The 14798-nt window shown below is 53.2% G+C and carries 15 protein-coding genes; 9 read left to right on the forward strand and 6 right to left on the reverse strand.

All coding sequences use genetic code 11. The annotated features are described in order from the left end of the window. Window positions 1-54: 54 nt before the first annotated feature. From rng to mreB, 5 genes are all read right to left on the reverse strand, one after another. Window positions 55-1524: a ribonuclease G gene (rng, locus tag FDX01_RS17595; RefSeq protein WP_096755470.1), complete on the reverse strand. Its 1470-nt coding sequence runs from the start codon at window positions 1522-1524 to the stop codon at window positions 55-57. Further along, window positions 1514-2107, reverse strand: coding sequence for a nucleoside triphosphate pyrophosphatase (locus FDX01_RS17600; RefSeq protein WP_115257357.1), 594 nt, complete (start codon window positions 2105-2107; stop codon window positions 1514-1516). The genes rng and FDX01_RS17600 overlap by 11 nt, the downstream gene beginning before the upstream one ends. 7 nt (window positions 2108-2114) lie before the next feature. Further along, window positions 2115-2603: a rod shape-determining protein MreD gene (gene mreD / locus FDX01_RS17605; protein WP_103928680.1), complete on the reverse strand. Its 489-nt coding sequence runs from the start codon at window positions 2601-2603 to the stop codon at window positions 2115-2117. Beyond that, complete coding sequence (gene mreC / locus FDX01_RS17610; RefSeq protein ID WP_096755467.1) at window positions 2604-3626, reverse strand: rod shape-determining protein MreC; 1023 nt, start codon at window positions 3624-3626, stop codon at window positions 2604-2606. It lies immediately after the preceding gene. Between the two features lie 64 nt (window positions 3627-3690). Beyond that, on the reverse strand, window positions 3691-4734 hold the full coding sequence (mreB, locus tag FDX01_RS17615; RefSeq protein WP_034498906.1) for a rod shape-determining protein MreB: 1044 nt from the start codon (window positions 4732-4734) through the stop codon (window positions 3691-3693). Between mreB and FDX01_RS23110 the strand changes: the two genes are divergently transcribed. Further along, window positions 4712-5032 (forward strand): hypothetical protein, encoded by a 321-nt coding sequence (locus FDX01_RS23110; RefSeq protein ID WP_153880057.1) that lies wholly within the window; start codon window positions 4712-4714, stop codon window positions 5030-5032. The genes mreB and FDX01_RS23110 overlap by 23 nt on opposite strands. Before the next feature lie 8 nt (window positions 5033-5040). Here FDX01_RS23110 and csrD read toward each other — a convergent pair whose 3' ends face one another. Then, complete coding sequence (gene csrD, locus FDX01_RS17620) at window positions 5041-6981, reverse strand: RNase E specificity factor CsrD (protein ID WP_117342753.1); 1941 nt, start codon at window positions 6979-6981, stop codon at window positions 5041-5043. 225 nt (window positions 6982-7206) lie between these two features. Here csrD and FDX01_RS17625 point away from each other — a divergent pair, with 225 nt between their 5' ends. From FDX01_RS17625 to prmA, 8 genes are all read left to right on the forward strand, one after another. Beyond that, entirely contained in the window at window positions 7207-8181 is a 975-nt protein-coding gene (locus FDX01_RS17625) for an MDR family oxidoreductase (protein WP_137400211.1), read from the forward strand. Window positions 8182-8258: 77 nt separating this feature from the next. Next, the gene (gene msrP / locus FDX01_RS17630; RefSeq protein ID WP_117342755.1) at window positions 8259-9260 is read left to right on the forward strand and encodes a protein-methionine-sulfoxide reductase catalytic subunit MsrP; all 1002 of its coding nucleotides are present in this window, start codon (window positions 8259-8261) and stop codon (window positions 9258-9260) included. Beyond that, complete coding sequence (msrQ, locus tag FDX01_RS17635; RefSeq protein ID WP_117342756.1) at window positions 9261-9860, forward strand: protein-methionine-sulfoxide reductase heme-binding subunit MsrQ; 600 nt, start codon at window positions 9261-9263, stop codon at window positions 9858-9860. Window positions 9861-10252: 392 nt separating this feature from the next. Then, window positions 10253-10723 (forward strand): acetyl-CoA carboxylase biotin carboxyl carrier protein, encoded by a 471-nt coding sequence (gene accB, locus FDX01_RS17640; RefSeq protein ID WP_096755462.1) that lies wholly within the window; start codon window positions 10253-10255, stop codon window positions 10721-10723. Window positions 10724-10733: 10 nt separating this feature from the next. Beyond that, entirely contained in the window at window positions 10734-12083 is a 1350-nt protein-coding gene (gene accC, locus FDX01_RS17645; RefSeq protein ID WP_096755461.1) for an acetyl-CoA carboxylase biotin carboxylase subunit, read from the forward strand. Window positions 12084-12190: 107 nt separating this feature from the next. Then, complete coding sequence (locus tag FDX01_RS17650; RefSeq protein WP_096755460.1) at window positions 12191-12433, forward strand: YhdT family protein; 243 nt, start codon at window positions 12191-12193, stop codon at window positions 12431-12433. Further along, complete coding sequence (panF, locus tag FDX01_RS17655; protein WP_135911311.1) at window positions 12423-13874, forward strand: sodium/pantothenate symporter; 1452 nt, start codon at window positions 12423-12425, stop codon at window positions 13872-13874. The genes FDX01_RS17650 and panF overlap by 11 nt, the downstream gene beginning before the upstream one ends. A gap of 11 nt (window positions 13875-13885) precedes the next feature. Continuing rightward, complete coding sequence (gene prmA, locus FDX01_RS17660; RefSeq protein ID WP_137400212.1) at window positions 13886-14767, forward strand: 50S ribosomal protein L11 methyltransferase; 882 nt, start codon at window positions 13886-13888, stop codon at window positions 14765-14767. Window positions 14768-14798 lie beyond the last annotated feature (31 nt).

Below are 14798 nucleotides of genomic sequence, written 5' to 3' on the forward strand. Positions count from 1 at the left end.
ATGGCGGCGTGAACGCCTTATCCGGCCTACAAGGTATCGCCATCAGGTGGTTAACTACATCATAACGACGTCGAACTGCTCCTGGTTATAGAGCGGTTCGATTTGTACTTTAACCTGCTTACCGACAAAAATTTCCACTTCCGCCAGCGCGTGTGACTCTTCACCTTTCAGGGCTTCCGCCACGGCCGGAGAAGCATAGACCAGGAAACGATCGGAGTCGTAAGCATGATGGACACGCACGATCTCCCGCATAATTTCATAGCATACGGTTTCGACCGTTTTGACCGTACCGCGTCCGTGGCAGGTCGGGCACTCGTTGCATAGCACATGCTCCACGCTTTCACGCGTGCGCTTACGCGTCATCTCCACCAGCCCCAGCTGTGAAAAGCCGTTAATGCTGGTTTTAACGCGATCTTTACTCAGCGCCTGCTCCAGAGAGTGCAGCACCCGGCGGCGGTGATCTTCATTACTCATGTCGATAAAATCGATAATGATAATGCCGCCCAGGTTACGCAGACGCAGCTGACGCGCAATCGCCTGCGTAGCTTCAATATTGGTATTAAAGATGGTGTCATCGAGATTACGATGCCCAACGAACGCACCGGTATTGATATCCACGGTGGTCATGGCTTCGGTTTGATCGATAATCAAATAGCCACCGGATTTCAGCTCAACCTTGCGTTCCAGCGCACGCTGAATTTCATTTTCCACATCAAAGAGATCGAAAATGGGCTGTCGTCCACTGTAATGTTCCAGCTTGCTGGTCATCTCAGGGATGTATTCTGCTGTAAACTCCAGTAACGCTTCGTAGGTCAGACGGGAGTCCACCCGGATCCTGTCGAGCTGAGCATCAGCAAAATCACGCAACACGCGCTGCGCCAGCGCCAGCTCGCCGTACATCTGGTAACGGGTTTGCGGGCGCTTTTTGCGCTCCATGACTTTGGTCCAGACACGCTTGAGATACGCCGCATCTGAGGCCAGATCGTCCTCGCACACGCCTTCTGCAGCCGTGCGAATAATAAATCCACCCTGCTCATCGCAGTAATCCGCCACCACTTTTTTCAGGCGTTCACGCTCGGTTTCGCTTTCGATACGCTGGGAAACCCCAACGTGCGAAGCACCAGGCATAAAGACCAGGTAACGGGAAGGCAGCGTGATGTCTGTCGTCAGGCGAGCGCCCTTGGTGCCCAGCGGATCTTTGACCACCTGTACCATCAGGTCCTGGCCCTGACGAACCAGTTCGGAAATGTCGCGCACGGTGAACTGCTTCTGTTCTTCACCCGCCACGCATTCGGTGTGCGGCATGATGTCTGAAGCGTGAAGAAAAGCGGCTTTATCCAGCCCAATATCTACAAAAGCCGCCTGCATACCCGGAAGTACACGACTTACACGACCTTTGTAGATATTGCCTACGATTCCGCGTCGCGCCTCACGTTCAATATGAATTTCCTGCAGAATACCGCCATCAATGTACGCCACGCGTGTTTCCGAGGGCGTTACGTTTACCAACAATTCAGCCGTCATGTTTATCCCTTTTTTCACGCAGTGCGTTAAAATTGCTCAGCAACTCATACGTTTCTACCAGCGGTAAGCCGACCACGGCGTGATAGCTGCCATTTATCTTCCTGACAAAACAACCACCCAACCCTTGAATACCGTATGCACCTGCTTTATCCATCGGTTCACCGCTGGCAACATAGCCCGCGATGTCCTCATCTGTTAGTGCTCTGAACGTGACGTCCGTAACCACCAGGCAGTCCAGACTGTGCTGACGATCGGCTAATGCCACCGCCGTCATCACCTGATGTGTTTTGCCTGACAGCTTATGCAGCATTGCGGCCGCATGCGCGGCGTCGTGCGGTTTTTCCAGCACTTCGCCATTCAGGATGACAATGGTATCAGCCCCCAGCACCGGTAAATCTCGCGCAGCCAGCGCAACACCAGCCTGAGCCTTCTCACGCGCCAGGCGAACAACATACTGCTGCGCGCTCTCTTGCGGATGACGCTGTTCCTCAATCCCTGGAACCAGCCGTTCAAAGGTGACGCCAAGTTGGGTCAATAATTCCTGACGGCGTGGGGAACCTGAAGCCAGATACAGAGTATTCATATCAACCTTATTGCACCGCAAACTGCTGGCGGACTTTACGCATCAGTAAAAATAGCCATGGCCAAAGCACACCATTTACTACACTACTCCAGAACACTTCAGGTCTGAAAGAGACGTTGATCACTAAAAACTCGGCCCAGAAAACAATAATGTCCACGACCAGTGATAACAACATAACCACCAACGCCTGTTGCCAGAGCGCCAGGTTACGGAATAGCTGGAATTTCAGCGCAACCAGGTAGGCAATGATACTCATCGACAAAGCCCGCACGCCAAGTGTGGAGCCGCTAATGAGATCCAGTATGGCACCCACCACAAATCCTGTGCCCACATTTACGCGATGCGGCAGTGCCAGGATCCAATACAACAAGATGAGCAGCACCCAGTTTGGCCGGTAAACAAGAATGTCGTCCGGCCAGGGCATGACTTGCAGTAAAAGTGCGATAAGGAACGAGAGCCAAATAACCCAACGCCCCTGACTACGATAGCTTGCCACTTACTGCCCTCCCGGCTTACGCGGAGAAGGTGCTGGCGGCGTTGTCGTTGCTGGCGTCGGCGTCACGCCAGTCGCTGGTGCAGGAACGGGCGCAGGCGGGCCCATCGCGTCCGGTGCAGGCAGAACCTGCGGCATCATTTGCATCAGACGCTCATTGGCTACGCGATGCACTTCTTCCGGCGTCATCGGATTGGCACCATTACGATCCGCACCCCACAACAGCAGCAGATAACGCAGACGCTGTAACCCTGCCGTCGGACGCGCCTGAATCACGGTGTAAGCACGCTGAGTGTCCAGTTTAACGGAAGAGACCACGGCAACCGGATAGCCTTCAGGGAAGCGGCCGCCCAGACCGGAGGTTACCAGCACGTCGCCAACGCGAATGTCGGTATTAGCCGGCAGATGCTCGAGTTGCAGATCGTCCGTACAACCGTTACCGGCAGCAATCACGCGGATATCGTTACGCAATACCTGGATTGGCAGCGCATGGGTGGCATCACAAATCAGCAGCACGCGACTGGTCAGTTTCGCCACGGCAACAACCTGGCCCACAACGCCTTTGTCGCTGATGACCGGCTGCCCTTCATAGACACCGTTCACGCTACCCTTGTCGATAACTACCTGATCGCTGTAAGGGTCATTAACCGTTGAGATGACCTGAGTCACCATCTTTTGTTCATCCTGGCGCAGCGGCGATCCCAGCAGCTCGCGCAAGCGCGCGTTCTCCTGTTTATATTGCCCCAGCATCAGCAGTTCACTGTTTTTCAGCAGCAGTTCCTGACGCAGCGCCCGGTTTTCAAGTTCAAGTTGGTCACGCGAGGCCAGCGTTTGCGACACGCCATCGAGTAATTCACGGGGACCATTAGAAATAAAGTAGAAAGGACTGACGGCGGTATCCATGTATGTTCGGATTTGACTAAACATACCCAGGCGGCTGTCGGCAATAATAACGCCGAGCGCCACCAGCACCGCCAGAATAAGGCGAATCTGTAGCGACGGGCCACGGCTAAAAATTGGCTTCATAAGTTTGCGTATTCTCGTATCAGATTCGGCAGGGCAATCGGATGTTAACCCTGCCGGTATCCGATTACTCTTCGCTGAACAGGTCGCCGCCGTGCATATCGATCATTTCCAGCGCCTTGCCGCCGCCGCGCGCCACACAGGTCAGCGGATCTTCAGCAACAACGACTGGAATACCGGTCTCTTCCATTAACAGACGGTCAAGGTTACGCAGCAGTGCACCACCGCCGGTTAACACCATACCGCGCTCGGAGATGTCAGACGCCAGTTCTGGCGGACATTGTTCCAGGGCAACCATGACCGCGCTGACGATACCGGTCAGCGGTTCCTGCAGCGCTTCCAGAATCTCGTTAGAGTTCAGGGTAAAGCCACGTGGAACGCCTTCAGCCAGGTTACGGCCGCGAACTTCGATCTCAAGCACTTCGTCGCCCGGATAAGCCGATCCGATTTCGTGTTTGATACGTTCAGCGGTCGCTTCGCCGATCAGGGAACCATAGTTACGACGCACATAATTAATGATGGCTTCATCGAAACGGTCACCACCGATACGTACGGAGGAGGAGTAAACGACGCCGTTCAGGGAGATAACGGCAACTTCAGTGGTACCACCACCGATATCCACAACCATAGAACCGGTTGCTTCGGAAACAGGCAGACCTGCACCGATCGCTGCCGCCATCGGCTCTTCAATCAGGAATACTTCACGCGCACCGGCACCCTGAGCAGACTCACGAATGGCACGACGTTCAACCTGAGTTGCGCCAACCGGAACACACACCAGCACGCGCGGGCTTGGGCGCATAAAGCTGTTGCTGTGCACTTGTTTGATAAAGTGCTGAAGCATTTTTTCAGTCACGAAGAAGTCAGCGATAACGCCGTCTTTCATTGGGCGAATTGCAGCAATGTTGCCCGGCGTACGACCCAGCATCTGCTTCGCATCATGACCTACTGCTGCCACGCTTTTCGGCGAACCGGCACGATCCTGTCGAATGGCCACAACAGAAGGCTCATTCAATACGATGCCTTGTCCTTTTACATAAATAAGGGTATTCGCGGTACCCAGGTCAATGGACAGGTCATTGGAAAACATGCCACGAAATTTTTTCAACATACTAAGGGATAATCCTGAAAGCTGGGGCGGAAAACAAAATCCGCTTACTTTACCAACCACACGCAGCAGCGACAAGGCGGAAAAATCATCTGCTACGGTGAAAATTAGTGCAGTTCGTTTCCTTTGTTACAAAACCGGCCTGAGTCCATCAGGGCTGAAAAAATCAGCAGCACTCCTCGCTTTTGTTTGCAACCTGTCAAAGGTCATTCACCTGCATGTTTGCTGTTACATTCTGGCGAGCAGACAAGCACACCCCCAGAAGGCACAACGCGCGTTATTCTACGTGAAAACAAATTAAACGGCAGGTTAAACCGAGTATCTTTGCGAATATTTTTTCACGTTTGTGTCAAGTGGCTGTGATGCGGCAAAAAAATCCCCTTGCCCACCCGCGACTCCACGTTCTGTCAGCGTACGCCACTCACTACGCGAACGAACGCCAGTGGCATATACCTGCGTTGGCGTGCCTGAGCAGGCCTCCACCAGGCTCTGAACCAACAGCTGGTTCTCCGTACGTTTATCAATGTTTCTCACCAGACTGGGATGAAGCTTCAAGAGCTCGACATTGAGTTCTTTAATCCAACTGGTACTCACCAGCGTCAACCCCGCCTGCGTCACGGCAATGCGGACACCCAGCGCATCCATCAAACGAATAACGGGCTGTAACCGGCTGATGTGTTGACAAACATCTGCCTCAGCAAGTTCAATAATTATGCGTTTTCGCAGCGATTTTTCGCACTGCATCAAGGTATCACGCAGCCAACGCTGAAAACGCGGTCGAATAAGTGACTCAACCGTCGTCTGGATCGCCAGACTTTCCTGCGGCCAATATCCCAATAACAAGATCAGACGGCTAATCTGCAAACGGTCATATTCTTCCGCCAGGCCAAATTGCAGCACCATCGGCATATATTCCGCCGAGATAACCTCTTCACTGCCATCAAAAATGCGGCACATTAATTCCCGATGGTGTACTCGTCCTTCATGGGTGACCGCGGGTTTCTGATAGAGCCTTGGACCGCCCCGACTGAGCATCTGCTCAATGAGCGTGCGCCAGCGTACATTACCCCGACCTTTTTCCGGCAGCGAGTCATCATAAACTGACCAACTGTTCCCACCCTGTAATACCGAGTTCCGGGTTGCCGCTTCAGCGTGCTCCATCACCTGTTCAGCGGACTGGCCGCTGCGACAGACGCAAATGCCAATATGAATCATATCGGCACGATCAATTTTTTTATTAGTCGGAAGGGCATCGACCGCTTTTAATAACTGCCCAGCGATGCTTTCCGCCTCTTTCAAGGTGCGGTGCGGCAGCAGGATGGCAAAATCGCTACGGTGGTAGCGCGCCAACAGCGCCCCAGGATAACGCGCAATAAAGGTCGATAATAAATTGACCAGCGCCGAGATTTGTTCTTCCGCAAGATCCCCCCCCCAACTGTCGCGCAAAAGCGTAAAGTCCGGCAAACGCACCATCATTACCACGCCGTGGGCGCCCACTTTCTCCTGATCTTCCAGCAGCGTCGCCAGCTGATTGTCAAAAAACAGACGATTGCTGAGTCCGGTTTTTGTATCCTGCGCCACATACGATCGGATAAGCGTATCCAGCCTGCTGCGCTGCTCGCGAGCGCTTTGAATTTCGGTGAGCAGCATATCGAGCGCACTGCTGGTGCGCGCTGGCCATTCATACACGGTTCCCCGCACGTTCGGCCCACGTTCACCGTTAAGGATCCGCGTGGAACGAATCTCCAACAGTTCCTGCCCGGAAAGCTGGCGCTGTAGCCAGCGCACCGACAAAAATAACATCAGGATAATAAAACCAATCGACAGCGTGAGCGGTGCGGTGGTCATCAGCGAATGGAAATAATTGCCCATCGGATCCTGATACACCAGGCGCAGCGACATCCCCGGATGCTTGAGCAAAGGGACGGTGATCTCACGGTACAGATTGTTTGTTCCCGCCGGGCGATAACTGCTGGTGCGGGAATGGCTATAAACCTTGCTTTCCCCCTGCAGCAGCTCAACGCGAACGATATCAACCGACACCATCAGCTCGTCTATTTGCGGCGTTAAGGTGACAAAATCTTTAGAGACCAGGTGCGTGTCGATCGCCGTCGCGACGGCATGGACACGACTAGTGAACTTATATTGGATCGCATTGTAGAAACTCAGCGAGCAGCCGATCAGCGTCACGAAGATCGTTAACCCTGTGAGCAAAGTCACAAAAGCTGAAAATTTCGTCGTTAATCGCATCCTTGTGTTAACTCCGACAGTTATGAATTAGGCATGAAAATGGAAAAGCGACACGAAAATGCAAAAATGAACGCGAAATCCGTCAATTTACATAAATAGTGTGGGCATACTACCAAATCAGGTATATCTGGCAATTTATTGCGCAGAATCGGCATCATGTTTTGATTAACGAGTATAGTCTTCATCATTCATTTTCCAATCCACTATATGAATTGAGGACAGGTTATGCAGGCTTTGATCTTAGAACAGCAGGACGGTAAAACCCTCGCATCCGTTCAACCCCTCGACGAAAATCAGCTACCGGAAGGCGATGTGACGGTGGATGTTCACTGGTCGAGCCTGAACTATAAAGATGCCCTGGCCATCACCGGCAAGGGAAAAATTATCCGTAATTTTCCGATGATTCCTGGTATCGATTTCGCCGGTACCGTTCGCTACAGTGAAGATCCCCGTTTTCACGCTGGTCAGGAGGTGTTGCTGACCGGTTGGGGCGTGGGCGAAAACCATTGGGGCGGACTGTCCGAACGGGCTCGTGTAAAAGGTGACTGGCTGGTTGCGCTACCAAATGGACTGAGTAGCCGCAACGCGATGATCATCGGCACTGCCGGTTTTACCGCCATGCTGTGCGTGATGGCGCTTGAAGATGCCGGTATTCGCCCGCAAGACGGTGAGATTGTTGTCACCGGTGCCAGCGGCGGCGTGGGTAGCACTGCCGTTGCGTTACTGCACAAGCTGGGGTATCAGGTTGCAGCGGTATCGGGTCGCGAAAGCACGCACGACTATCTGCGTAGTCTGGGCGCCAACCGAATCCTCGGTCGTGATGAATTTGCTGAAACTCGCCCGCTGGAAAAACAGCTGTGGGCTGGCGCCATTGATACCGTTGGCGACAAAGTACTGGCAAAAGTCCTCGCGCAGATGAACTATGGTGGCTGCGTTGCTGCCTGTGGTCTGGCAGGTGGTTTTGCACTGCCCACCACGGTGATGCCGTTCATTCTGCGCAATGTGCGCCTACAAGGTGTTGATTCCGTTATGACGCCAGCCGCGCGCCGTGCTCAGGCCTGGCAACGTCTGGTCACTGACCTGCCGGAATCTTTCTACGCTCAGGCCGCAACTGAAATTACGCTCGCCGACGCGCCGAAGCTTGCTGACGCCATCATTAATAATCAGGTGCAAGGCCGCACGCTGGTGAAAATCGCCTAATCTGCAATTTTTCGTGATAAATTCGCGATAAGCCTGTGCCTCCGTCATGCTTAGCAAAACGCATGACGGAGGATGATATGAAATCCAAAAAACTGACGGAAACCGACGTAACGGCAGAATCTGTTTTTATGCTGCAACGTCGCCAGGTATTGAAAGCGCTGGGCATCAGTGCGACAGCCCTTTCCCTCTCTCCCAACGCCCAGGCCGATCTGCTAAGTTGGTTTAAAGGCAATGACCGACCGCCCGCACCCGCCGGAAAACCGCTTGATTTCACGAAACCTGCCGCCTGGCAAAATACATTACCGTTAACGCCGGAAGATAAAGTCACCGGCTACAACAACTTCTATGAGTTCGGTCTCGATAAAGCAGACCCGGCGGCCAACGCGGGCAGTTTAAAAACCGATCCGTGGACGCTGAAAATTAGTGGCGAAGTGGCAAAGCCATTAACCCTCGATCACGATGCGTTGACCACCCGCTTCCCGCTGGAGGAACGCATTTATCGCATGCGCTGTGTAGAAGCCTGGTCCATGGTCGTGCCGTGGATTGGCTTTCCTTTACATAAGCTGCTGGCACTGGTTGAACCCACCAGCAATGCGAAATATGTGGCGTTCGAAACGCTCTACGCACCGGATGATATGCCGGGGCAGAAAGATCGCTTTATTGGCGGAGGGCTGAAATACCCCTACGTTGAAGGTTTACGCCTTGATGAAGCCATGCACCCGCTCACGCTGCTCACCGTGGGTGTTTATGGCAAAGCGCTTCCCCCGCAGAATGGCGCCCCTATCCGATTAACCGTACCGTGGAAATACGGTTTTAAAGGAATTAAGTCGATAGTCAGCATTAAGCTGACGCGCGATCGCCCGCCTACCACCTGGAATATGGCGGCGCCTAATGAATATGGGTTTTATGCCAATGTTAACCCCGGCGTCGATCACCCCCGCTGGTCACAAGCCACAGAACGTTTTATTGGCGCAGGCGGTATCCTCGACGTACAGCGTCAACCTACGCTGCTGTTTAACGGCTATGCCGATGAGGTCGCTTCGCTGTATCACGGCCTTAACTTGAGGGAGAATTTTTAAGTGCGTCTGACGGCAAAACACATCACCTGGCTGAAAGTTTGCCTGCATCTTGCCGGCTTTTTACCTTTTGTCTGGCTCTTTTGGGCCATTAATAATGGCGAATTAAGCGCCGATCCGGTCAAGGATATTCAACACTTTACCGGTAGGACGGCTCTGAAATTCTTGTTGGCAACCTTGCTGGTCTCGCCGCTGGCGCGCTACGCTAAGCAGCCACTCTTAATACGCACTCGCCGCCTGTTAGGACTCTGGTGTTTTGCCTGGGCCACCTTGCATTTAACCAGTTATGCGCTGCTGGAGCTGGGCATTAACAACCTGAGTCTGTTGGGTCGAGAGCTAACGACACGGCCTTATCTGATGCTGGGAATTATCAGTTGGACTCTGTTATTTGCCCTCACACTCACCTCCACCCAGGCTGCGCAGCGGAAACTGGGAAAACGCTGGCAACTTTTACACAACTTCGTCTATCTTGTGGCGATCCTGGCCCCCGTGCATTACCTGTGGTCGGTGAAGATTTTATCCCCGCAACCAATCATTTACGCCGCGCTCGCCGTCGTGCTTTTAGCCTGCCGTTATAAGAAGTTCCGCCAGTGGTGGCGGTAGTTTCGGGATATGTGCAGTGCGTTGCAAAACACAGACGAACCCACGTTCTTTACATACAGGCAGTTGATTATCTTCCCTGATAAGACCAGTATTTAGCTGCCAATTGCTACGAAATGGTTATAATGTGCGACCTTGCTTTCCCTGGAGGCGTTTTTACAGCGCGGAAAGGGTGACAATCGGGTATTGAAGGTATATTTTGTCTTTTACCCGAAAATGGCAGAAGATAGCCACACAATGACTGGTAAGTTTTGATATCTCGTTTAATGGCTGCAGCACGCAGTGCAACGCCAGAGAGGTGTGACATCTTGTCACCAACAGTTATTCAAATGCTATACAGACGGCGATAAAACGCCTGTCACAATTTCACTAAACAAAGAGTACGGAACCCACTCATGGATATTCGTAAGATTAAAAAACTGATCGAGCTGGTTGAAGAATCAGGCATCTCCGAACTAGAAATTTCTGAAGGCGAAGAGTCTGTACGCATCAGCCGCGCAGCGCCAAATGCAGGTTTCCCGATGATGCAACAGGCTTATGCTGCACCAATGATGCAACAACCTGCTCCGTATAACGCTGTCGCGCAAACTGCAGCGCCAAGCATGGAAGCCCCTGCTGCAGCGGAAATCAGTGGTCACATCGTACGTTCCCCGATGGTTGGTACTTTCTACCGCACCCCGGGCCCTGACGCTAAACCGTTTATCGAAGTGGGCCAGAAAGTGAATGCGGGCGATACCCTTTGCATCGTTGAAGCCATGAAAATGATGAACCAGATCGAAGCCGATAAATCCGGCGTGGTAAAAGCGATTCTGGTAGAAAGTGGTCAACCGGTAGAATTTGACGAGCCGCTGGTCGTCATCGAGTAACGAGGCGAACATGTTGGATAAAATCGTTATCGCCAACCGTGGCGAGATTGCCCTGCGTATTCTTCGTGCCTGTAAAGAACTGGGCATCAAGACCGTCGCTGTACACTCAAGCGCGGATCGCGATCTAAAACACGTATTACTGGCAGATGAAACGGTCTGTATTGGCCCGGCTCCGTCTGTTAAAAGCTATCTGAATATCCCGGCAATCATCAGCGCCGCTGAAATCACTGGCGCGGTCGCTATTCACCCGGGTTACGGCTTCCTGTCTGAAAACGCCAACTTTGCTGAGCAGGTAGAACGCTCTGGCTTTATCTTCATCGGCCCGAAAGCCGACACCATCCGCCTGATGGGCGACAAAGTGTCTGCAATCACTGCCATGAAGAAAGCAGGTGTACCGACCGTTCCAGGTTCTGACGGCCCACTGGGCGACGATATGGACGCAAACCGCGCCCATGCCAAGCGCATCGGCTATCCGGTAATCATCAAAGCCTCCGGCGGCGGCGGCGGTCGCGGTATGCGTGTTGTACGCGGCGACGCTGAACTGGCTCAATCCATTTCCATGACCAAAGCTGAAGCGAAAGCCGCTTTCAACAATGACATGGTTTACATGGAAAAATACCTTGAGAACCCACGCCACATCGAAATTCAGGTGTTGGCTGACGGTCAGGGTAACGCAATCTATCTGGCAGAACGTGACTGCTCCATGCAGCGCCGTCACCAGAAAGTGGTCGAAGAAGCACCAGCACCGGGCATTACCCCGGAACTGCGTCGTTACATCGGCGAACGTTGCTCCAAAGCCTGTGTGGATATCGGCTACCGTGGAGCGGGTACTTTCGAGTTCCTGTTCGAGAACGGCGAGTTCTATTTCATTGAAATGAACACCCGTATCCAGGTAGAGCATCCAGTTACCGAAATGATCACCGGCGTTGATCTGATCAAAGAGCAGCTGCGTATCGCTGCGGGTCAGCCGCTGTCCATTACGCAGGATGAAGTTGTGGTTAAAGGCCATGCGGTAGAATGCCGTATCAACGCCGAAGACCCGAACACCTTCCTGCCAAGCCCGGGTAAAATCACGCGTTTCCACGCGCCGGGTGGTTTTGGTGTGCGCTGGGAGTCTCATATTTACGCGGGTTACACCGTACCGCCTTACTATGACTCAATGATCGGCAAACTTATTTGTTATGGCGAAAACCGTGACGTGGCGATTGCCCGCATGAAAAACGCCTTGCAGGAACTGATCATCGACGGGATCAAAACCAACGTCGATCTGCAGATCCGCATCATGAATGACGAGCACTTCCAGCGTGGTGGTTCCAATATCCACTACCTGGAGAAGAAACTCGGACTTCAGGAAAAGTAAGTACGCATTAACTGCAAAGGCCGGATCCTCCGGCCTTTTGTTTTTCTCCCCTCCGGCACGTCCCATAAGGTACAATCCCCGCTTTCTTTATCCACAAGGGACAAAAAATGGACGCTCGTTTTGTTCAGGCCCATAAAGAGGCGCGCTGGGCGCTGTGGCTGACCCTTTTCTATCTTGCTACATGGTTAGTAGCCGCTTACTTACCAGACTCCACGCTGGGCTTTACTGGCTTACCACACTGGTTCGAAATGGCCTGCTTGCTAACCCCGCTGGTTTTCATTGTTCTGTGCTGGGCGATGGTGAAATTTATCTATCGCGATATTCCTCTGGAGGATGACGATGCAGCTTGAAGTGATTTTGCCGCTTGTCGCCTATCTGGTAGTGGTGTTTGGTCTCTCTGTGTACGCGATGAGAAAGAGAACAACCGGCACGTTCCTGAATGAATATTTCCTCGGCAGCCGCTCAATGGGCGGGGTCGTTTTAGCCATGACGCTGACCGCAACATACATCAGCGCAAGCTCGTTTATTGGTGGCCCGGGGGCCGCGTATAAATACGGGCTGGGATGGGTGCTATTGGCGATGATCCAACTGCCAGCCGTCTGGTTGTCGCTGGGTATTCTTGGCAAGAAATTTGCGATTCTGGCCCGACGCTACAACGCCGTCACCCTTAACGATATGCTGTTTGCCCGCTATCAGAGCCGTTTGCTGGTCTGGCTGGCGAGCCTCAGCCTGTTGGTAGCTTTCGTTGGCGCGATGACAGTGCAATTCATCGGCGGCGCACGTTTGCTGGAAACCGCTGCGGGTATTCCATACGAAACAGGTCTGCTGATCTTTGGTATCAGTATTGCGTTATACACCGCATTCGGCGGATTTCGTGCCAGCGTGCTCAATGACACCATGCAGGGTATGGTGATGCTAGTTGGGACCATTGTCCTGCTTGTGGGTGTGGTCCACGCAGCGGGCGGCCTCAGCAACGCGGTGGAGACGCTGCAAACGATCGATCCGAAACTGGTGACCCCACAAGGCGCTGATGACATTCTGTCCCCAACCTTTATGACTTCGTTCTGGGTTCTGGTGTGCTTTGGCGTGATTGGCCTGCCGCATACCGCCGTGCGCTGTATCTCTTATAAGGACAGTAAAGCGGTCCATCGTGGGATGATTATCGGCACTATTGTGGTGGCGATCCTGATGTTTGGTATGCACCTGGCGGGTGCATTAGGACGCGCGGTGCTCCCTGACCTGACGGTACCGGATCTGGTTATCCCCACCTTGATGGTAAAAGTCCTACCACCGATTGCTGCGGGGATCTTCCTTGCCGCACCGATGGCGGCGATCATGTCGACGATCAACGCCCAATTGCTGCAAAGTTCCGCTACGATCATTAAAGATCTCTACCTGAATCTGCGCCCGGAACAGCTGAAAAATGAAACCCGCCTGAAGCGCATGTCGGCGGTGATCACCCTGTTGTTGGGGGCGTTGTTGTTGCTGGCCGCGTGGAAACCACCAGAGATGATCATCTGGCTCAACCTGCTGGCGTTTGGCGGGCTGGAAGCGGTATTCCTGTGGCCGCTGGTGCTGGGCCTGTACTGGGAGCGAGCGAACGCAGCGGGCGCACTGAGCGCCATGATTGTCGGCGGTGTGCTGTATGCCATACTCGCTACCTTTAACATTCAGTACCTGGGCTTCCATCCAATTGTGCCCTCGTTGCTGCTAAGTTTGCTGGCTTTCCTGGTCGGAAACCGTTTTGGTTCTGTCGCCCCGCAAGCCGCCATATTGACTACTGATAAATAAAGAGTTTTGCCATGCCATGGATCCAACTGAAACTGAACACCACCGGTGCTAATGCAGAAGAGCTGAGCGATGCGCTGATGGAAGCGGGTGCCGTTTCTATCACCTTCCAGGACACGCATGATACGCCGGTATTTGAACCACTGCCGGGCGAAACCCGCCTTTGGGGCGACACCGATGTAACGGGTCTGTTCGATGCAGAAACCGACATGAAAGAAGTGGTTGCCCTTCTGGAACAGCATCCGCTGCTCGGTGCGGGGTTCGTGCATAAAATTGAACAGCTTGAAGATAAAGACTGGGAGCGTGAATGGATGGATAACTTCCACCCAATGCGCTTTGGCGAACGTCTGTGGATTTGCCCAAGCTGGCGCGATGTGCCGGATAAGAACGCCGTCAACGTGATGCTGGATCCAGGTCTGGCGTTTGGTACCGGCACTCACCCAACCACCTCTTTGTGTCTGCAATGGCTGGATGGCCTCGATCTGAACGGAAAGACGGTGATCGACTTTGGTTGCGGTTCCGGCATTCTGGCTATTGCAGCACTCAAATTAGGTGCAGCCAAAGCCATTGGTGTAGACATCGATCCGCAAGCCATTCAGGCAAGTCGCGATAATGCGCAGCGTAATGGCGTTTCTGACCGCCTGGAACTGTACCTACCACAGGATCAGCCAGAAGCCATGAAAGCCGACGTGGTGGTTGCCAACATCCTTGCTGGCCCATTGCGTGAACTGGCACCGTTAATCAGCGTGTTGCCGGTTGAGGGCGGCTTACTGGGCCTTTCCGGTATTCTTGCCAGCCAGGCGGACAGCGTCTGCGAAGCCTACGCCGATCTCTTTACGCTCGATCCAGTGATCGAGAAAGAAGAGTGGTGCCGCATTACTGGCAGGAAAAAATAAACTCCCCCCGTGGCCTCTTCGCAGGCCACGT

Origin of the sequence: Citrobacter sp. wls613 (assembly GCF_005281195.1) — a bacterium.
Classification (GTDB): Bacteria; Pseudomonadota; Gammaproteobacteria; order Enterobacterales; family Enterobacteriaceae; genus Citrobacter; species Citrobacter gillenii.